The 20,127-nt window shown below is 49.8% G+C and carries 20 protein-coding genes and 1 pseudogene; 9 read left to right on the top strand and 12 right to left on the bottom strand.

Features of this window, described 5'->3' with window-relative positions:
• Both D9597_RS12155 and D9597_RS12160 read left to right on the top strand, forming a co-directional pair.
• The coding region (locus D9597_RS12155; RefSeq protein WP_130222652.1) for an RNA-guided endonuclease TnpB family protein at nt 1-721 on the top strand (721 nt) is incomplete at its 5' end.
• A gap of 184 nt (nt 722-905) precedes the next feature.
• Nucleotides 906-1,475 (top strand): flavin reductase family protein, encoded by a 570-nt coding sequence (locus tag D9597_RS12160; protein ID WP_130217588.1) that lies wholly within the window; start codon nt 906-908, stop codon nt 1,473-1,475.
• A gap of 3 nt (nt 1,476-1,478) precedes the next feature.
• Here the strand turns inward: D9597_RS12160 and pptA are convergent, their stop codons facing one another.
• On the bottom strand, nt 1,479-1,706 hold the full coding sequence (gene pptA, locus D9597_RS12165; RefSeq protein ID WP_001120144.1) for a tautomerase PptA: 228 nt from the start codon (nt 1,704-1,706) through the stop codon (nt 1,479-1,481).
• A 305-nt stretch (nt 1,707-2,011) separates the two neighbouring features.
• Between pptA and D9597_RS12170 the strand changes: the two genes are divergently transcribed.
• Together D9597_RS12170 and D9597_RS12175 are read left to right on the top strand one after the other, a co-directional pair.
• Entirely contained in the window at nt 2,012-3,988 is a 1,977-nt protein-coding gene (locus tag D9597_RS12170; RefSeq protein ID WP_130222654.1) for an alkyl sulfatase dimerization domain-containing protein, read from the top strand.
• A gap of 102 nt (nt 3,989-4,090) precedes the next feature.
• Nucleotides 4,091-5,140, top strand: coding sequence for a GGDEF domain-containing protein (locus D9597_RS12175; RefSeq protein WP_130222917.1), 1,050 nt, complete (start codon nt 4,091-4,093; stop codon nt 5,138-5,140).
• A 7-nt stretch (nt 5,141-5,147) separates the two neighbouring features.
• Here the strand turns inward: D9597_RS12175 and D9597_RS12180 are convergent.
• Nucleotides 5,148-5,271 (bottom strand): annotated as a pseudogene (locus tag D9597_RS12180) (glutathione S-transferase); the annotation flags it as partial.
• A 214-nt stretch (nt 5,272-5,485) separates the two neighbouring features.
• Between D9597_RS12180 and ansP the strand changes: the two are divergent.
• Nucleotides 5,486-6,985 (top strand): L-asparagine permease, encoded by a 1,500-nt coding sequence (gene ansP / locus D9597_RS12185; RefSeq protein WP_130222656.1) that lies wholly within the window; start codon nt 5,486-5,488, stop codon nt 6,983-6,985.
• Nucleotides 6,986-7,182: 197 nt separating this feature from the next.
• Here ansP and D9597_RS12190 read toward each other — a convergent pair whose 3' ends face one another.
• Entirely contained in the window at nt 7,183-8,244 is a 1,062-nt protein-coding gene (locus D9597_RS12190; protein ID WP_130219320.1) for a YncE family protein, read from the bottom strand.
• Between the two features lie 241 nt (nt 8,245-8,485).
• On the opposite strand from D9597_RS12190, the gene pqqU reads away from it, so the two are divergent.
• Nucleotides 8,486-10,588 (top strand): TonB-dependent receptor PqqU, encoded by a 2,103-nt coding sequence (pqqU, locus tag D9597_RS12195; RefSeq protein WP_130222658.1) that lies wholly within the window; start codon nt 8,486-8,488, stop codon nt 10,586-10,588.
• 37 nt (nt 10,589-10,625) lie between these two features.
• Here the strand turns inward: pqqU and mcbR are convergent, their stop codons facing one another.
• Nucleotides 10,626-11,291 carry a colanic acid/biofilm transcriptional regulator McbR gene (mcbR, locus tag D9597_RS12200; protein ID WP_130222660.1) on the bottom strand — a complete coding sequence of 222 codons (666 nt, stop codon included), beginning with the start codon at nt 11,289-11,291 and terminating at the stop codon, nt 10,626-10,628.
• A 198-nt stretch (nt 11,292-11,489) separates the two neighbouring features.
• Nucleotides 11,490-12,527: an NADPH-dependent curcumin/dihydrocurcumin reductase gene (gene curA, locus D9597_RS12205; protein WP_130222662.1), complete on the bottom strand. Its 1,038-nt coding sequence runs from the start codon at nt 12,525-12,527 to the stop codon at nt 11,490-11,492.
• A 180-nt stretch (nt 12,528-12,707) separates the two neighbouring features.
• On the opposite strand from curA, the gene mddA reads away from it, so the two are divergent.
• Together mddA and D9597_RS12215 are read left to right on the top strand one after the other, a co-directional pair.
• The gene (gene mddA, locus D9597_RS12210; RefSeq protein WP_130222672.1) at nt 12,708-13,226 is read left to right on the top strand and encodes an L-methionine sulfoximine/L-methionine sulfone acetyltransferase; all 519 of its coding nucleotides are present in this window, start codon (nt 12,708-12,710) and stop codon (nt 13,224-13,226) included.
• Nucleotides 13,223-13,672, top strand: a complete 450-nt coding sequence (locus D9597_RS12215) for a DMT family transporter (RefSeq protein WP_130222674.1) — start codon at nt 13,223-13,225, stop codon at nt 13,670-13,672. The genes mddA and D9597_RS12215 overlap by 4 nt, the downstream gene beginning before the upstream one ends.
• Here the strand turns inward: D9597_RS12215 and ydcY are convergent, their stop codons facing one another.
• Nucleotides 13,673-13,906 carry a DUF2526 family protein YdcY gene (gene ydcY, locus D9597_RS12220; RefSeq protein WP_113649882.1) on the bottom strand — a complete coding sequence of 78 codons (234 nt, stop codon included), beginning with the start codon at nt 13,904-13,906 and terminating at the stop codon, nt 13,673-13,675.
• An 85-nt stretch (nt 13,907-13,991) separates the two neighbouring features.
• Nucleotides 13,992-14,165 carry a GhoT/OrtT family toxin gene (locus D9597_RS12225; protein ID WP_130219308.1) on the bottom strand — a complete coding sequence of 58 codons (174 nt, stop codon included), beginning with the start codon at nt 14,163-14,165 and terminating at the stop codon, nt 13,992-13,994.
• A gap of 194 nt (nt 14,166-14,359) precedes the next feature.
• Between D9597_RS12225 and yncL the strand changes: the two genes are divergently transcribed.
• Nucleotides 14,360-14,455: a stress response membrane protein YncL gene (yncL, locus tag D9597_RS12230; protein ID WP_074399477.1), complete on the top strand. Its 96-nt coding sequence runs from the start codon at nt 14,360-14,362 to the stop codon at nt 14,453-14,455.
• Nucleotides 14,456-14,553: 98 nt separating this feature from the next.
• On the opposite strand, the gene patD is transcribed toward yncL, so the two are convergent.
• Genes patD through ydcS form a run of 5 tightly spaced genes read right to left on the bottom strand, consistent with a single transcriptional unit; the run spans nt 14,554 to nt 19,902 of the window.
• Nucleotides 14,554-15,978, bottom strand: a complete 1,425-nt coding sequence (gene patD / locus D9597_RS12235) for an aminobutyraldehyde dehydrogenase (RefSeq protein WP_130222676.1) — start codon at nt 15,976-15,978, stop codon at nt 14,554-14,556.
• 21 nt (nt 15,979-15,999) lie between these two features.
• Entirely contained in the window at nt 16,000-16,794 is a 795-nt protein-coding gene (locus D9597_RS12240) for an ABC transporter permease (RefSeq protein ID WP_130222678.1), read from the bottom strand.
• The gene (locus D9597_RS12245) at nt 16,784-17,725 is read right to left on the bottom strand and encodes an ABC transporter permease (protein ID WP_130222680.1); all 942 of its coding nucleotides are present in this window, start codon (nt 17,723-17,725) and stop codon (nt 16,784-16,786) included. The genes D9597_RS12240 and D9597_RS12245 overlap by 11 nt, the downstream gene beginning before the upstream one ends.
• Nucleotides 17,726-18,739, bottom strand: a complete 1,014-nt coding sequence (locus tag D9597_RS12250; RefSeq protein WP_130222682.1) for an ABC transporter ATP-binding protein — start codon at nt 18,737-18,739, stop codon at nt 17,726-17,728. It lies immediately after the preceding gene.
• A gap of 17 nt (nt 18,740-18,756) precedes the next feature.
• Nucleotides 18,757-19,902 (bottom strand): putative ABC transporter substrate-binding protein YdcS, encoded by a 1,146-nt coding sequence (gene ydcS, locus D9597_RS12255; protein WP_130222684.1) that lies wholly within the window; start codon nt 19,900-19,902, stop codon nt 18,757-18,759.
• Nucleotides 19,903-20,127: the final 225 nt, after the last annotated feature.

Genomic DNA, 20,127 nt, shown 5'->3' on the forward strand with positions numbered 1-20,127 from the left:
TCAGACTGAAAGTGAAGTATCTACTCCTGTTCATCCTTCAGTATCAATGGTCGGACTGGATGCTGGCGTGGCTAAACTTGCCACCCTGTCAGATGGCACAGTCTTTGAGCCTGTAAACAGTTTTCAGAAAAACCAGAAAAAGCTGGCGAGACTTCAGCGACAGTTAAGCCGCAAGGTCAAATTCAGCAACAACTGGCAGAAGCAGAAACGCAAAATACAGTGTCTGCATTCCCGTATCGCAAATATCCGCAGGGACTACCTTCACAAAGTCACAACGACCGTCAGCAAAAACCACGCAATGATAGCCATTGAGGATTTGAAGGTCAGCAACATGTCAAAGTCAGCAGCGGGTACGGTCAGCCAGCCGGGGCGCAGTGTCCGGGCAAAATCAGGTTTAAACCGTTCGATACTGGATCAGGGCTGGTATGAAATACGCCGCCAGCTTGAGTACAAAGAGCTCTGGCGTGGCGGTCAGGTGCTTGCGGTTCCGCCAGCGTACACAAGCCAGCGTTGCGCGTGCTGTGGTCATACAGCGAAAGAAAATCGCCTGTCACAAAGTAAATTCAGATGCCAGGTATGTGGATATACAGCGAACGCCGATGTAAACGGCGCTCGTAACATTTTAGCGGCGGGGCACGCCGTTCTTGCCTGTGGAGGGATGGTGCAGTCAGGCCGCCCGTTGAAGCAGGAACCCACCGAAATGATTCAGGCGACAGCCTGAACGTAGCAGGGATCCTCGTCATTCAGGGCGTGGAGGATGTCAAAACCTGGAATAGACGCCGCACAGGCTATTTTGTGCGATCGCGGACATGCATCACGTTCGCAAATCGCCGATCCCGTTAATTTCGTTGCTTATTGCGTTACGAGCTACGCTTTTAAAACACCCTTCATAGCGAGGCGATACCGTGAGCCGATTCATCCCCGTCGAATTACACCATGCCAGCCGTCTGTTAAATCATGGCCCTACTGTCCTGATCACCAGTTTAGATGAGCAATCCCAGCGGCGTAACATTATGGCGGCAGCCTGGTCAATGCCGGTGGAGTTTGAACCTCCACGCGTGGCGATTGTAGTAGATAAATCGACATGGACGAGGGAGTTGATTGAACGTAACGGTAAATTTGGCATCGTTATCCCGGGCGTTGCAGCGACTAACTGGACGTGGGCAGTGGGAAGTGTATCTGGGCGTGAAGAAGATAAATTTAATTGCTATGGCATTCCGGTGGTGAAAGGTCCGGTGCTTGGTTTGCCACTTGTTGAAGAGAAATGTCTGGCGTGGATGGAGTGCCGATTGCTACCAGCGACTTCCGCGCAAGAGAAATACGACACGCTGTTCGGCGAAGTGGTATCAGCAGCGGCAGACGCACGGGTATTTGTCGAAGGCCGCTGGCAGTTTGATGATGATAAGCTCAATACGTTGCATCATTTAGGCGCTGGCACGTTTGTTACCAGCGGCAAGCGTGTTACGGCTGGTTAAGCATTACATGCTGTAACCAGGTTTCTTTATCAAAGTCTCCATTTGGGGCGCGATTTCGGCGTCCCAGATAGCTTGCCATGATTCTGGTTGAATTTGCTGTAGCGCAATGCTTATCGAACTGTCTTTACTGTTCAGATGGCGAATAATAACGTCGGTAATATCTGCAGCAAGCGCTGCTTTTTGTTGTTCGTCCAGTTCACGCGGAAAACATTTAATGTCTATGTGCGGCATGATTGTGCTCCTTTTGAAAGATGTCAGTAAAATTAACACACGTTGTGAATGTCGTGTGTCCGGTAATGCGTTTTTACGGCAATAATGCCTACTTGAAATTGTACATATTTGTACTACACACTTTTAAATAAAGCGCCAATGAAAACGTTAACTTGCAGAATATATTCTTCGCCAACATGCCATTAAGAAAACATCAAGTTCCCGGCTTGCCAATTTGTTAACGCCCATTATAGTTATTCTTGCCCTCACTAAAAATTTTCATCCGTAATTACCCCCAATAAAAATCCATTCTGGAGACACTTAAGATGCAGCTTAATCATATTGTTAAAAGTCTGCTAATAACGGGATTATTCACCACCAGTTCCTTACCTCTCCTCGCGGCGGAAGCCCCTAAAAACGCCACCGCAGCCACGCAGCAAGCAAACAATTTACTCTATAACCAGTTGCCGTTTTCCGATAACACTGACTTTACTGATGCCCATAAAGGTTTTATTGCCCCTATTCCTCAGGACGTGATTAAGGGCGAACAAGGAAATGTTATATGGGATCCACAACAATACGCTTTTATCAAAGAAGGCGATAAAGCCCCTGATACGGTGAATCCAAGTTTATGGCGTCAGGCGCAACTGATAAATATCAGCGGATTATTTGAAGTGACTGAAGGTGTCTATCAGATTCGTAACCTTGATTTATCAAATATGACCATCATTGAAGGCAAAGAGGGTATTACCGTCGTTGATCCACTTGTTTCAGCAGAAACAGCCAAAGTTGGGATGGATCTCTATTACAAAAATCGCGGCCAGAAACCGGTAGTGGCGGTTATCTACACACACAGTCATGTCGATCACTACGGTGGTGTTCGCGGCGTAATTGATGAAGCTGACGTTAAATCAGGCAAAGTTAAAATCTACGCACCAGCCGGATTTTTGGAGGAGGCCGTTTCCGAAAATATTATGGCTGGCAATGTGATGAGCCGACGAGCCAGCTATATGTATGGCAACTTATTGAAACCTGATGTTAAAGGCCAGGTCGGCGCGGGACTGGGAACAACCACTTCAGCAGGAACGGTCACGTTGATTGCTCCTACTAACTACATCACCAAAACCGGGCAAAAAGAAACTATTGACGGGTTGACCTATGATTTTCTGATGGCGCCAGGTTCCGAAGCGCCTTCTGAAATGCTGTGGTTTATTGAAGAAAAGAAACTGATCGAAACAGCAGAAGATGTCACGCACACCCTTCACAACACTTATTCGCTGCGTGGTGCCAAAATTCGCCAACCGCTGCCGTGGTCAAAATATATTAACGAAGCACTCAATTTATGGGGTGATAAAGCCGAGATTATTCTCGCTCAACATCACTGGCCAACGTGGGGCAACGATAACGTGGTCAAACTGCTTAAAAGCCAGCGTGATTTGTATCGTTACATCAATGATCAAACTCTGCGTATGGCAAATCAGGGGATGACCCGTGATGAAATTGCCGCAAACTTTAAACTGCCCTCTTCACTGGCTAACACCTGGGCGAATCGCGGCTATTACGGTTCGGTGAGCCATGATGTGAAAGCAACTTATGTGCTTTATCTCGGCTGGTTTGATGGTAACCCCGCAACGCTTGATGAACTGCCGCCAGAAGAAGGCGCAAAGAAATTTGTCGAGTATATGGGCGGTGCTGATGCCATTTTACAAAAAGCCAAACAGGATTATGACCAGGGTAATTTCCGCTGGGTTGCTCAGGTTGTCAGTAAGGTGGTGTTTGCCGATCCAAACAACCAGGCAGCGAGAAATCTGGAAGCTGATGCGCTTGAGCAGTTAGGCTATCAGGCTGAATCTGGGCCGTGGCGTAATTTCTATCTCACTGGCGCACAGGAATTGCGTAACGGCGTACAAAAATTACCAACACCAAATACTGCCAGCCCTGACACTGTGCGTGCAATGACGCCAGAGATGTTCTTTGATTATCTTGCCGTCCATATTAATGGTGAGAAAGCGGCAGACGCCAAAGCCGTGTTGAATTTCGATTTTGGTGAAGATGGCGGCACCTATAAAGTGGAGCTTGAAAATGGTGTTCTCAATCATACCGCTGGTGTAGAGGCTTCGGATGCTGATGCCACTATCACTCTGTCTCGTGATGTATTGAACAAAATTGTATTGAAAGAAGAGACGCTGAAAGAAGCCACAGACAAAGGAGATGTCAAAATTACTGGCAATGCGGAAAAACTCAACGAGCTGTTAGGTTATATGGATAATTTTGAGTTTTGGTTCAATATAGTGACACCATAAATTCAGTATAAATCGGGCAGGTTTCCTGCCCTTTTCTGGTTATAAGAAATGGTTTCTGCTAAAAGAAAAAACGCTCATTGTTCGTGGAAAAATCGCCAGGATATGGTTATTCGCGGAATGTCGATTAGCCTGCCGTGGTTTGCCTTGATTAACATCTGTTTTTCATCGATGATTTTGCTGCGTGGTATTTTGTTTAATGAGGACATGACTTCAGGGTTTAATGAGAAAAACCTTGTACATACTATTGATATTTCATCTTTCGGCATTCTGCTGATTAGTGGCCTTTTATTGCTCATCTCCCGAAAAAAAGTGCTGTATATTCAGCAACTATTGGTCATTCTAAGCCTGTTATGGTCATGGTGTTGCTTTTATTTCATTGCACACTGGACGCTACCTTTTGCTTATCCTCTGTGTGTATTGTTAATGCTTAGTGCCGTTGTTGCGCTGTATTTTCACACGCCATCATTACTCGCATTCATCACTCCATTATGGTTTAGCATCCCGTTAGCCAGTCTTGTTCTCAATCAGCATGTGAATGTTCATTTCGCTGTTATCTGGAGCCTTTTTTCACTGGCGCTATATGGTGGGCGACTTATTTTATTACGTTGGTTTGAAGAAGCATGGCAACAAAACAAGTACAACAACCAGTTAATTAATCGCCTTGATGCATTAGCACATCGTGATCCTTTAACGGGAGTGGCAAACCGGCGGGCGCTGGATAGTATTTTACGCGATGCCGTAGAACAAGAGACGTCATTTTCCCTAATTATGCTGGATGTTGATTTTTTTAAACGCTACAACGACACCTACGGGCACCCAGCGGGCGATAAATGTTTGATACAAGTTGCCGACACCCTGCAACGAGCAATACGCCAGCCTGAAGATATAGTCGCTCGTTATGGTGGCGAAGAGTTTGCCATCCTACTTTTTAATGCAACATTGCCGGAAGCTGAGGCGGTAGCAGCCAGAGTGAAGCAAGAACTTAAATTGGCAGCTATCTCGCATCAGGCATCTGCTGTTAGTGCATTTGTTACGGTTAGTCAGGGGATTGCCTGTTCTGCTCCCGCAAAAACGGCTGAACAAATTGTTTCAGATGCCGACGCCGCGTTATACCGGGCGAAAGAAAATGGGCGAAATCGATGGGTGAAATAATTTCCACCTGTAGTTTCGGCAAATGAGCAACTGCACTGATATTCAGCGCATTATCCTGAAACCATTCATGCCCCACTCCATGTCCTCATAATGCATAGACAGCAGTCCACGAGGATTAGTAGCTCACCAAACACACACGATTTTGCGGCCGGTTTTTCACCAGTTGCAGTAATTCCCACTAAAGATGCAAGGGCATGTTTTGCATCGTTACACGATAACGGGTAGGATTCTGCGCCGACAGTTATACCCATAAAGAATAATGGTGAATCTTGTCATCGCCAGGATGAATAAACATTGTTCATGGCAACTTATATGACGTTTTCATTAAAGCAATCAGGGAGAGCAATGAGTAAACACGACACCGACACTTCAGATCAACACGCCGCGAAACGCCGCTGGCTTAATGCCCACGAAGAGGGGTATCACAAAGCGATGGGCAATCGTCAGGTGCAGATGATCGCCATTGGCGGCGCGATTGGTACTGGTTTGTTTTTAGGCGCGGGAGCCCGACTGCAAATGGCAGGGCCAGCGCTGGCACTGGTCTATTTAATCTGCGGCCTGTTTTCGTTTTTTATTCTGCGCGCGCTGGGTGAGTTGGTATTACATCGCCCTTCCAGTGGCAGCTTTGTCTCCTATGCCCGTGAGTTTTTAGGAGAGAAAGCCGCTTATGTTGCCGGTTGGATGTACTTCATCAACTGGGCGATGACGGGGATTGTCGATATCACCGCCGTCGCACTGTATATGCATTACTGGGGCGCATTTGGTGGCGTGCCGCAGTGGGTCTTTGCACTTGGCGCACTGACTATCGTTGGCACAATGAATATGATCGGTGTGAAATGGTTTGCGGAGATGGAGTTCTGGTTTGCGCTTATTAAAGTGCTCGCCATTGTGACCTTTTTGGTCGTGGGTACAGTGTTCCTCGGTAGCGGTCAGCCGCTGGATGGCAACACGACTGGCTTTCATTTGATTACCGATAACGGTGGTTTCTTCCCCCACGGTCTGCTGCCTGCTTTGGTGTTGATTCAGGGCGTAGTGTTTGCTTTTGCCTCCATTGAAATGGTGGGTACAGCGGCCGGAGAATGTAAAGATCCGCAGACCATGGTGCCTAAAGCGATTAACAGTGTGATTTGGCGTATTGGCCTGTTTTACGTCGGCTCCGTGGTGTTGCTGGTTATGTTATTGCCGTGGAGCGCGTATCAGGCGGGGCAAAGTCCGTTCGTGACGTTTTTCTCTAAACTGGGTGTGCCATATATCGGCAGCATTATGAACATTGTGGTGCTGACCGCTGCCCTCTCCAGCCTGAACTCTGGTCTGTACTGCACCGGGCGTATTCTGCGCTCGATGGCGATGGGCGGTTCCGCACCGAGTTTTATGGCGAAAATGAGCCGTCAGCATGTGCCGTATGCCGGGATTCTGGCGACGCTGGTCGTTTATGTTGTTGGCGTATTCCTCAACTATCTGGTGCCGTCTCGCGTATTTGAGATTGTCCTGAACTTCGCGTCGCTGGGAATTATCGCCTCGTGGGCGTTTATCATCGTGTGCCAGATGCGCCTGCGTAAAGCGATTAAAGAAGGCAAAGCAGCGGATGTCAGTTTTAAACTGCCTGGCGCGCCCTTCACTTCCTGGCTGACATTACTGTTTTTACTGAGTGTCCTGGTGCTGATGGCGTTCGATTACCCGAACGGGACTTATACCATCGCGGCGCTGCCGATTATCGGTATTTTGCTGGTTGTGGGTTGGTTTGGTGTGCGCAAACGCGTTGCCGAAATTCACAGCACTGCGCCAGTCATCGAGGAAGATGAAGAAAAACAGGAAATTGTGTTTAAGCCTGAAACGGCGAGTTAATTGCAAAAATTCCCAGTTTAAAGCCGGATGCGGCGTAAATGCCTCATCCGGCCAACAAACTATAAATAAATCAAATAATTATGCGTATTGTAGGCCTGATAAGACGCGACAGCGTTGCATCAGGCATTGTGCTCCGCTTGCCGGATGCGGCGCTAGCACCGCATCCGGCCTACGAAAGACAAACTCCCCTGTGTCGATTACAGCGCAATACGAATCACATCGTCCGGCTGGGTAGCTTCCTGCTGTTTAGTTGATTTTTGTTTAACACTGACATACAGCGTTTTGCCATCGGCAGACAGCGCCAGGCTGTTCGGATGAGTCGGCGTATCGAACGTTTTCACCACCTTATAGCTTTTCGCATCAATCACACTAACTTTACCCGCCTGACGATGCGTCACGTAGGCTTCATTACGCGCCGGGTTAAACAGCACAGCCAGTGATTCCGGTGCCGCAACCTTCGCCAGAATATTGCCATTACGGGTATCGACCACTAACACTTCTGCCGCTTTAGAGTCGGTGATAAATGCACGCTGCCTGGCGGTATCGAGGCTGATGTTGATAAAGAAGTGCTCTTTGCCGTCATCCAGCAGCTTTTTACGGCTGAGGATTTTATTGTCTGCGGTGTCGATGGTAATCAATTCGCCGTCAGCGTTAGTGGTGTAAAGACGTTTGCCTTTGCTATCCAGCGCTAAACCAGTGCTCATTTTACCGGTGTTCTGGATGGCGGTTTTCAGTTTGATATTCTCGCCATCAACGACCCAAATCACGCTCTCTTTGCCAATACCACTGATGTAAACCGTGTTCGTGGCATCGTCAGCTACCAGCTCACGCGGTTGCAGCGGGCGCACCTCTTCCGTGCGCTTACGATCATCCAGCACCAGACGCCCTTTCACTTCGCCCGTTTTGGCATCTATCGCCGTGACCGCGCTGTTTACGGTGTTACCAAACCACAACGTTTGAGTAGCGTTGTTAATGGTGGCGCCAAATGGCTTGAGATCGTTATGAATCGCCAGAGTCACTTCCAGAGTGACCGGATCGAGACGATAAACCACGCCGCCTTTATCCAGTTTGCGGCTTTGCGAAGTGGCGAGCCACAGCGCGTTTTCTTGCTGGCTATAAGCCATTTCGTAGGCACCTTTACCTACCGCTTTACGCAGCATTTCTTCTGCGGCCTGCGTACTGAATGATGAAGCAACAAGCAATGAACCTAACAGTAATGAACCACGCAGGCGCGATGAAAACAGATGACGTAAATGCATGACGACTCCCTTTGATGAACCGATATTTTTGCTGCTTCACAATGCTTCGCTAAGCGTAATCATCGTTACACTCTTGTTATAAATGGGAATGGTAATCATTATTTTCTCAAATGTGGAGTATTTCTTGCCGTTACGACTACAATTTTCTCAATTACTTAACGTATTATGCCGTTTTGTTTTCCATAAATTTACAATTTTATTACCATGACGACGTTTTCCCATTCTTAACCTGGCTTTTTTCATGAACATTGTTTTCGTTCGACAGACCGTTTTGCCCGCACTGATTGCCCTTTCCCCTTCCGCTTTTGCAACCAATGAACAAACCATGATTGTCAGTGCCGCGCCACAAGTGATTTCCGAGCTGGATACGCCAGCAGCCGTGAGCGTGGTGGATGGCGAGGAGATGCGCCTGGCAACACCGCGCATCAATCTGTCTGAATCACTGACCAGCGTGCCTGGTTTGCAGGTACAAAACCGGCAGAACTATGCGCAAGATTTACAGCTGTCGATTCGCGGATTTGGCTCCCGTTCCACTTACGGAATTCGCGGTATTCGCCTGTATGTGGACGGTATTCCCGCCACCATGCCCGACGGACAAGGGCAAACATCCAACATCGATTTAAGCAGTGTGCAAAATGTGGAAGTGCTGCGTGGCCCCTTCTCTGCCCTGTATGGCAACGCGTCTGGTGGGGTGATGAATGTCACTACTCAAACCGGACAGCAACCGCCAACCATTGAAGCCAGTAGTTACTATGGCAGTTTTGGCAGCTGGCGCTATGGGCTGAAAGCAACGGGCGCAACGGGCGACGGCACACAGCCTGGCGATGTCGATTACACCGTCTCAACCACGCGTTTTACGACCCACGGCTATCGTGACCATAGTGGTGCACAGAAAAATTTAGCCAATGCCAAACTGGGCGTACGCATTGATGACGCCAGCAAAGTAAGCCTGATTTTCAATAGCGTGGATATCAAAGCAGATGATCCTGGTGGATTAACCGAAGCAGAATGGAAGGCGAATCCGCAACAAGCGCCACGCGCTGAACAGTACGACACACGAAAAACCATCAAGCAAACTCAGGCTGGGTTGCGCTATGAACGTAGCCTGAGCGCGCAAGATGATATGAGTGTGATGATGTATGCCGGGGAGCGAGAAACGACCCAGTACCAGTCAATCCCGATGGCCCCCCAACTTAACCCGTCGCATGCGGGCGGCGTGATTACTCTGCAACGCCATTATCAGGGGATAGACAGCCGCTGGACACACCGTGGCGAGCTGGGCGTTCCGGTCACGTTCACTACCGGCCTGAACTACGAAAACATGAGCGAAAACCGCAAAGGCTACAATAACTTCCGACTGAATAGCGGCGTGCCGGAATACGGTCAAAAAGGTGAGTTGCGCCGCGACGAACGCAATCTGATGTGGAACGTCGATCCCTATTTACAGACGCAGTGGCAGCTGAGCGAAAAACTGTCGCTGGATGCTGGCGTGCGCTACAGCTCCGTATGGTTTGATTCCAATGATTATTACGTTACTCCGGGTAACGGCGATGACAGCGGTGATGCCAGTTATCACAAATGGCTACCAGCCGGATCGCTAAAATATGCAATGACCAATGCCTGGAATATCTATCTGGCAGCCGGGCGTGGTTTTGAAACGCCGACGATTAATGAGTTGTCTTATCGCGCTGATGGGCAAAGCGGTATGAACTTTGGTTTAAAACCTTCCACCAACGATACAATTGAGATCGGCAGTAAAACGCGTATTGGTGATGGGTTGCTTAGTCTCGCATTGTTCCAGACCGACACCGATGATGAAATTGTTGTCGATAGCAGCAGCGGTGGACGCACCACGTATAAAAATGCCGGAAAGACCCGTCGTCAAGGCGCTGAACTGGCATGGGATCAACGTTTCGCAGGAGATTTCCGCGTAAAAGCGTCCTGGACCTGGCTTGATGCCACATATCGCAGCAATGTGTGCAATGAACAGGATTGTAACGGTAACCGGATGCCAGGGATCGCCCGTAATATGGGCTTTGCGTCTTTGGAGTATGTGCCGGAAGAAGGCTGGTATGCAGGCACGGAAGCGCGTTATATGGGCGATATTATGGCAGATGATGAAAATACAGCCAAAGCGCCGTCTTATACTCTCGTCGGCTTATTCACCGGCTACAAATATAATTACCACAATTTAACTGTGGATTTATTTGGTCGTGTCGATAATTTATTCGATAAAGAATATGTCGGTTCGGTGATTGTTAATGAATCAAATGGTCGATATTACGAACCAGCTCCCGGGCGTAATTATGGTATTGGAGTAAATTTCGCCTGGCGGTTTGAATAACCACATTGATGCCCGGTATTTGCCGGGCATTTTTAATTTAACGGCTGTATTGCTGGCACAACATAGCAACGTTTTTTTGCATAATTTCAGCAAGACAATGTCTGCATCCCTCTTTGTCTTTTGCTTTTAACGCGGCGAATAGTACATGATAGCTTTCTATACGCTCACGTAATTCCGCTGGATTAATCGCTTCATAAAGATAATGTAAACCAGGTCCCATCCTGACCCATAATTGCTCAATCATTTCACACAGGATGGGCATATTTGAGCGATAATAAATCGCTAAGCGGAATAGTCTGTTTGCATTAATGAGTTGTTCCATATCGCCATTTTCTTGCGCCTGCTGTAATTTCTCGAGCAATTCCTGTAGTTCCGCTATGTCTTGCGAGGAAATGTTTTCAACAGCCTGGGCAACTGCCATTAATTCCAGTTCGTAGCGGATCCGATTGATTTCGTCTAATTGACTTTGCCTCACTTCCGGTACTGTAAATGCTTGTGCAGGTGCGACAGAGAGCGCATTAACCGAAACCAGTCGTAATAGTGCTTCACGTACAGGTGTAATACTCATGCCTAATTGCTCCGCCAGATTTTTAGTGATCAAGCGTGCGCCAGGTTTCAGTGCGCCAATACTAAGCTGATGTTTTAGGTCGTTCTCAACCTGCATAGTCAAACTGATATGCGGTATTTTTTCCGTTCCAGGCATGTTATTTCCTTCACGTGTATTCGTTCCAACTCTGCCGGTATAGCAGAAGTCGTTTACCTGGTGTATGAAGCTGAATAATCATTATCCACTCATCTTTATTGTTATTAGCCGTCGAACAGTGATGTGGTTAGTTAATTAAAGCTGGAAATAAGATTTTTGCCTGGATTTTTGTGGCGGCTTTACGCCGCCGTCGTATCTTTAGTCATCACCCGCGACGCGAATAACAACTTTACCGAAGTTTTTGCCGTTCAGCAGGCCAATAAACGTCTGTGGGGCGTTCTCCAAACCGTTGGTAACTTGTTCACGATAGTGAATTTTTCCCTCTTTTACCCACTGCCCCATCTCTTGCTGAAACTCATGGATGCGGTGTCCATAATCCTGACTAATAATAAACCCTTGCAAGCGAATGCGTTTTTTCAGCACTGTTGCCATCAACAGGGGTAAACGATCCGGACCGGACGGTAGTTCTGTGGCGTTATAGCCGCTCACTAAGCCGCAGACGGGAATACGCGCGGATGTATTAAGTAAAGGTAGCACTGCATCAAACACCTTCCCGCCAACGTTTTCATAATAGATATCAATCCCTTTCGGACACGCTTTCGCCAGCTGCCCGGCAAAATCATCCGCGTGGTGGTCAAGGCAAACATCGAAGCCCAGCACCTCGGTAGCATGGCGGCATTTTTCCGCGCCACCGGCCACCCCAACTACCCTACAACCTTTAAGTTTTCCGATTTGCCCCACCGTCGCACCCACTGGTCCTGTCGCTGCAGCAACCACCAACGTTTCGCCCTCTTTGGGCTGACCGATATCCAGCAGGCCCATATAAGCGGTAAAGCCAGGCATCCCCAGCACACCCAGTGACCACGAAGGATTTTCTGGATGATCGCCAAGTTTCACCAGTTCATCGCCACTGGATATGTCATAGTCCTGCCATCCACTGTAGCCCAGCACCCAGTCGCCAGGCTGGTAATCAGGATGATTCGACTCCACGACACGGCTCACCGTACCGCCGACCATCACCCCGCCAATATCAACGGGCGGTGAATAAGATGGCTCATCGCTCATACGTCCACGCATATACGGGTCCAGTGACAGATAAACTGTACGCAATAACACCTGTCCTTCACCCGGTGTGGCGACATCATCTTCTTCAAGACGGAAATTCTCCGGAACCGGCGCGCCATGCGGACGCGAGGCCAGAACCCAACGGCGGTTACGCTGCTTTTGTTGCCCCATAATGCTCTCCTGTGCTTTTGGCATGAATCCATCAATAGTAGCAGGCTCACGGGATTGGTTTTGTTTGCAGCCGTCACATCCCCTCTGCGACACGTGATAATTTCATCAAGGAATCCGTTGCTTCGGGCTGTTTTCGATAGTATTGATAACATCATCATCAATATTTAATCGAGGCCAGATATGTCCATCCGTTTTGCCTGCAAAGCCGATTGTGCTGCTATTGCGGAAATTTATAACCACGCCGTGTTGTATACGGCGGCTATCTGGAATGACCAAACAGTGGATGCAGATAACCGCATTGCCTGGTTTGAAGCGCGGACTTTAGCAGGTTATCCGGTGCTGGTGAGCGAGGAAAACGGCGTAGTGACTGGATATGCCTCGTTTGGCGACTGGCGTAGTTTCGACGGTTTTCGCCATACCGTGGAACATTCGGTTTATGTCCATCCCGATCATCAGGGCAAAGGTCTTGGGCGTAAATTGTTAAGCCGATTGATTGATGAAGCGCGGGATTGCGGGAAGCATGTCATGGTCGCCGGGATCGAATCGCAAAATCAGGCCTCGCTGCATCTCCACCAGTCGCTGGGATTTGTCGTCACCGCACAAATGCCGCAGGTAGGCACTAAATTTGGTCGTTGGTTGGATCTGACATTTATGCAGTTGCAACTCGACGAGCGCACTGAACCGGACGCGATTGGATGAATCAGTCGCTCACCCTTGCCTTTTTGATTGCCGCCGGAATTGGCCTGGTGGTGCAAAACACGCTGATGGTGCGCATCACCCAGACGTCCTCAACCATTCTCATCGCCATGCTGCTGAACTCCCTGGTGGGGATTGTGCTATTCGTCTCCATTTTATGGTTTAAACAAGGGATGGCAGGGTTTGGCGAACTGGTTTCCAGCGTCCGTTGGTGGACACTAATTCCTGGCTTGCTGGGATCATTTTTTGTCTTTGCCAGTATCAGCGGATATCAAAACGTTGGCGCGGCAACGACCATTGCAGTACTGATCGCCAGTCAGTTGATTGGAGGGCTGGTGCTGGATATTTTGCGTAGCCATGGCGTGCCATTACGGGCGTTGATCGGCCCAATTTGTGGCGCAATTTTACTTGTAGTTGGCGCCTGGTTGGTGGCCAGACGCTCGTTTTAATCACAGGATAGTGCCGCCTTTGGTTAACTGTTCGTGGCGAGCTTCCATATCTTCTTTATGCTTACGCCCGTGATGAGCGATTGCTGTACGCAAACGTTGCTGCTGAGTGTAACGTTCCTCCCGGCTTAACTCTGCATCATCGCTCAGGGCGATTAATAATTCGTTCATATGGGCAATGACGCTCTCATCAATCGCTGCATCCACGCGTGCGATGACCTCTTCCAGATGCGACATACTTTCTCCTTAGCCACTTGTGAAAATTATCGATTCTCCCAAATGATATAAGTCTGCGTTGTGCCGTCAAGCTAGTGCTCAAGATTTAAAACAGCGAAAACAGCAGCGCCACTGGAAAACTCATCGGCCAGGTCACCGCCACCAGGAAGGCGCTCAGAAAACGAATGTGCTTCTTCTCGTGGGAAAGAAACCAGGTAATAACAAACGCGATAGCTGCCATAACAGCATAAAAAACAAGCAGGTATTGATAAAGAGACATGTACGGGCGTCCAGCCAGAGGAATAAAACGCGCGCAAATATGCGTTATTTTTTGATGTACATCAAGTTTTACAACCCATTTGAGATATTTCCATAACCCGGGAGCTGCCCTTGTCCATCTTCAGAATGAGTATTATTGCGGATTTACTTAACCCGTACTATACACATAGGGGCTATGACGAAAGGTGGCAAAATATGAATGTTTCCAGTAGAACTGTAGTGCTTATAAATCTCTTTGCTGCTGTTGGATTGTTTGCTCTTATCTCTATGAGATTTGGTTGGTTTATTTGATGTAGCGATATTGCACGCAGTACACACTGTCAGAGAGATATCAACTCTCTGACAGTGCGTTAGATCTTCTCACACTCTCCCTGGCTACAATATTATCCTTAATGTTTAACCATTACGTGGCGGACAACGGTGTAATCCTCCAGCCCATAAAGTGACATATCCTTGCCGTAACCTGAAAGTTTCTGACCACCGTGCGGCATTTCACTTACCAGCATGAAATGGGTATTGACCCACGTGCAGCCATATTGCAGACGTGCACTAACGCGATGCGCCCGACCTACATCTTTCGTCCACACTGAAGAGGCTAAACCATACTGGCTGTCATTTGCCCAGTTCACTACCTGTTCTTCATTATCGAAGACAGTCACGCTCACCACTGGACCAAATACCTCTCTTTGAACGATAGCATCTTCTTGCAACGCACCTGCCAGCAGCGTCGGCGCATAGTAATAACCGTTACCTTTTCGTTTCTCCCCGCCGGTGATCACTTTAATGTGTCCCGTCGCTTTCGCCTCTTCCACTGCTTTGCTGACGCGGTCGAGATGAGCCTGGGAACTCAACGGCCCCAGTTCTGTTGATTCGTCATCCGGCGCGCCCGATTTCAAGGTTGCGACAGCGGCGCCGAGTTTTTCCACCAGCGCATCGTAAATGCCTTTTTGCGCGTAGATTCGACAAGCTGCGGTGCAATCCTGCCCTGCGTTGTAATAACCAAACGTGCGTACACCTTCGACCACAGCTTCAATATCAGCATCATCAAAAACAATGACAGGCGCTTTGCCGCCTAACTCCATGTGGGTACGCTTAATGGATGGCGCGGTATGGCTGATGATGTACTCACCGGTGGCGATGGACCCCGTCAGCGAAACCATGCGCACTTTTTGATGCCCGGTCAGCGGATCGCCCACGGTCTGGCCCCGGCCAAACAGTACGTTGATCACGCCCGGCGGGAAGATATCTTTCGCTAGCTCTGCAAGTTTTAGTGCGGTCAGCGGCGTGATTTCTGATGGTTTAAGTACCACGCAGTTCCCCGCCGCCAGTGCCGGAGCCAGTTTCCATGCTGCCATCATCAATGGGTAGTTCCAGGGTGCAATAGAAGCCACAACGCCCAACGGATCGCGGCGGATCATAGAAGTATGTCCCTCGAGATATTCACCTGCCGCCAGACCATTCAGACAGCGCGCCGCACCGGCGAAAAAGCGAAAAACATCGACAATCGCTGGAATTTCATCATTGAACGCACTATGCAGCGGTTTGCCACAGTTACGGGACTCCAGTTCGGCAAACACCTGACCATTTTCTTCGATAACATCAGCCAGTTTAAGCAGGCATTCTGCGCGCACCTTCGGCGTGGTTTGCCCCCATTCGGCAAATGCTGCATCTGCCGCGCGAACAGCAGCATCGACCTGCTCTGTGGATGCCTCGGCAATCTCCAGTAAAACGTCCCCCGTTGCCGGATTATAGACAGGCTGTTTTTCCCCTTCGCCGCTAACCAGTTCTCCGTTAATCAGTAACTTATGTTGCATAGCATATTCCTGTATCAGTGGTTATTGACCATTGTCGCCTTCGCGGGTTAGCCACCAGGCTCCCAGGATCGGCAAGGTTGTTACCAACATAACCAGCAGTGCCACCACGTTGGTTACCGGTACATCACGTGGTCGCCCAAGCTGATTGAGCAACCACAACGGTAACGTTCGTTCATGACCTGCCGTAAAGGTCGTAACGATGATTTCATCGAACGACAAGGCAAACGCCAGCATCCCTCCTGCCAGTAGCGCCGAACTAAGATTCGGCAACACCACATAACGAAAGGTTTGCCAGCCATTGGCCCCAAGATCCATTGACGCCTCAACCAGACTCCACGAGGTGCGGCGAAAACGGGCGATGACATTGTTAAACACCACCACAACACAAAAAGTCGCATGACCGACGACGATGGTGAAAAAGCCAGGCTCCAGATTGATGGTTTTAAACGCGGTTAATAGCGCCAGACCCGTGACAATGCCCGGCAGCGCAATGGGCAGCAGCAGTAACAGCGAAATGGCGTTTTTGCCGAAAAAGTCTCGTCGCCACAGCGCGGCAGCTGCCAGCGTCCCTAACACCAGCGCAATTAATGTCGCCAGCGCCGCCACTTTAAGTGACAGTGTCACGGCATCAAGAATATCACTACGTTGTGCTGCCACGTTAAACCAGCGCAGCGTCAGACCTTGCGGTGGAAAACTAAACGCCGCATCTTCAGTGTTAAACGCATAGGCTGCGATAATCAGGATGGGAAAATGTAGGAAAACCACGCCGCCCCAGGCCGCCAGTTTGAGGAAAAACGGTGCGCGTTCAGAGTGCATCGAACGCTCCCAGACGTTTCACGAACGCCAGATAGAGTGCGATAAGGACTATCGGCACCAGAGTAAAAGCCGCAGCCATCGGCATATTGCCAATCGCCCCCTGCTGGGAGTAGACCATATTGCCGATAAAATACCCTGGCGGGCCAACCAGCTGCGGGACGATAAAGTCGCCCAGTGTGAGTGAGAAGGTAAAGATAGAGCCAGCGGCAATACCCGGGATCGCCAGCGGCAGCACCACATAGCGAAAGGTTTGCCGTGGACGCGCGCCAAGATCGGCCGACGCCTGCAACAATGACGGCGGCAAACGCTCAAGCGCCGCCTGCACGGGCAGGATCATGAACGGCAGCCAGATATAGAGAAACACCAGAAAGCGCCCCAGCCCGGAAGTTGACAGCGTATTACCACCCACTGCCGGTAGTGTGAGAAATGCCGTGAGTAGTGGCTCCAGCCCCAGATGTTGTAAAAACCACTGCGCCACACCGTCTTTAGCCAGCAATAAGGTCCAGGCATAGGCTTTAACAATGTAGCTTGCCCACATGGGCAACATCACCGCAATGTAAAAGAACGCTTTCATTTTGCCGCTGGTATAGCGCGCCATATACCACGCCATCGGAAAGGCCAGAATAGCACTGGCGATAGTGACTGCCACAGCCATTGTCAGTGTGCGGAGAATGATGTCGTAATTCGCCGGATTAAACAGCGCACGGATATTCGCCAGCGTCAGTTCCGGCGTTACCGACATGGTGAAATCGTCAAAGGTATAAAAGCCCTGCCATAACAGCGTCAGCAGCGAGCCGAAATAGACGATACCAAACCACATTAGCGGGCCAAACAGCAGCAAAAACAGCCCCAGCCCCGGATTACGCCAGAAGAAACCGGACACCTTACCCAGACCAGGACGTGAAGGTGATTGCAAGACGTTCATCACCATTCACCTCTCCTCAACCAGTGGCACCATCACATCACGCGCCCAGGAAACCATCACCTGTTGACCCGCCGTGAGCGTGTTGGGTAAGTCTTCGCCCGTTACATTTGCCTGGCTAACCAGCAGTTTTTCACCGCTGTTAAGTTTCAGTTCAAAACGTGTGGTTGCCCCCTGATATTGCACCGCCTGAATCGTGCCATTGGCCTGCACTTCACCAGGTGTATTCAGGCGAATATGTTCCGGCCGCAGGGCAAAACTGCCCATCATGCCGCAAAGATTCTCGGCCATTAGCGGATCAAAAACGTTGGATGTCCCGACGAATCCCGCAACAAACGGCGTGCGCGGGCGCATATAGAGATCGCGCGGGGAATCGACCTGCTCAATGCGTCCATTATTGAAAACCGCCACACGATCGGACATCGACAACGCTTCGCCCTGATCGTGGGTAACGAAAATAAAAGTGATACCGAGAGACTGTTGCAGCTTTTTCAGCTCAAGCTGCATTTGCTCACGCAATTTGAGATCCAGCGCGCCGAGCGGTTCATCCAGCAACAACACGCGCGGTTCGTTCACCAGTGCTCTGGCGATGGCGACTCGCTGGCGCTGACCACCAGAAAGCTGTGACGGTTTACGTTGCTGTACAAACCCCAACGCCACTTTCTCCAGCGCCTCTTGCGCCATTGCGTAGCGCTGCTTTTTATCCACGCCTTTAACCATCAGCCCGTAGGCCACATTCTCGAGAATCGACATATGGGGAAACAGCGCGTAGTCCTGGAAGACGGTATTCACGTCCCGCTCCCACGGCGGTAGATTACTGGCCGGTTTGCCGAAGATAGCAATCGCCCCGCCGGAAAGCTGTTCGAAGCCAGCAATCAGGCGCAGGCAGGTGGTTTTGCCGGAGCCGGACGGCCCCAGCATAGAGAAGAACTCACCATCTTTTATCGCAATACTGACGCCATCTACCGCGCGCACGTCGCCGTACAACCGCGAGACGTTGTCAAACTCCACTGCGTACGTCATATAACACCCCAGCGAAGTTAGCGACCGCCCATAATGGCAATGTAATCCTGCGTCCAGCGACTGTAGGGAACAAACTTGCCCCCTTCGGCTATAGGCGTTTTCCAGAAGGCAATTTTATCGAAATAGTTAAAGCCGTTGGTTTCACAGCCTTTATCGCCCAGCAACGGACTGGCTTTGCAGCCTTCCGGTACTACCGGCAGCGAACCAAACCAGGCCGCCACATCGCCCTGCACTTTTGGCGTTAATGACCAGTTCATCCATTTGTAGGCGCAAACCGGATGTTTCGCTTCGCTATGTAGCATGGTGGTGTCTGCCCAGCCGGTAACACCCTCTTTCGGGAAGACGGTGGCGATCGGTTGGCCTTCGCCTTTCAATGCGTTGGCCTGATACGGCCAGGCACTGGAAGCGACCACTCCCTCGTTCTTGAAATCGCTCATTTGCACGCTGGTGTCATGCCAGTAGCGATGGATCAAGCCATGTTGATCGCGCAGCACTTTCAGTACCGCCTGATATTGTTGTTCGGTGAGTTGGTATGGATCGGAGATACCCAACTGCGGCTGAGTCGCTTTGACGAACAGCGCAGCATCCGCAATGTAGATAGGGCCGTCATAAGCCTGTACGCGGCCTTTATTACTCTGACCGTCCGGTAGATTCTGCTCAACAAAAACCACTTGCCAGCTATCTGGTGGTGTCGGGAAGGTTTTGGTGTTGTACATCAACAGGTTCGGACCCCATTGATATGGCGTGCCATAGACTTTGCCGCCCACGTTAAACCAGTCGCCTTTAACCACGCGCGGATCGAGCGTTTTCCAGTTGGGAATCAATGCAGTATTAATCGGCTGCACGCGTTTACCCATAATCAAACGCAGCGAGGCATCGCCGGACGCCGTGACCAGATCGTAACCTCCTTTGGTCATCAGGCTGACCATTTCATCGGAAGTCGCCGCAGTTTTCACATTGACCGCGCAACCTGTTTCTTTTTCAAATTGCGTCACCCAGTCGTATTGTTTATCGGTTTGTCCGCGTTCGATGTATCCCGGCCAGGCGATAATATCCAGTCGTCCTTCCGGTTTATCTAAATTGGTAGGCTGTTCGGCGGCGTGGGCGGTCATTAATGTCATGGTAAGCGCACACAGGCTGCTGCGGGCAAATGTCTTGCTCATAAAGTCTTACTCCTGTTGTAATTAATTGTTCAGCCGCCGTGCCGTAAAAATATCTCCTTGTTTAACCATAGTCGGCGGCTTGCAGGCGCACCCTCGCCCCCGAGAAAATTTAATCAGGATGTGAGCTAACGCGCATTATGGCGTTTGTGAGGCTATCTTCTGGAGTATAGACAATGGGTTAGGAAATATAGCTTCTATTCGAAATTCATATTACCCAACCTGAGA

The sequence above is a fragment of the Escherichia sp. E13S3 genome (assembly GCF_004212325.1).
Lineage (GTDB): Bacteria > Pseudomonadota > Gammaproteobacteria > Enterobacterales > Enterobacteriaceae > Escherichia.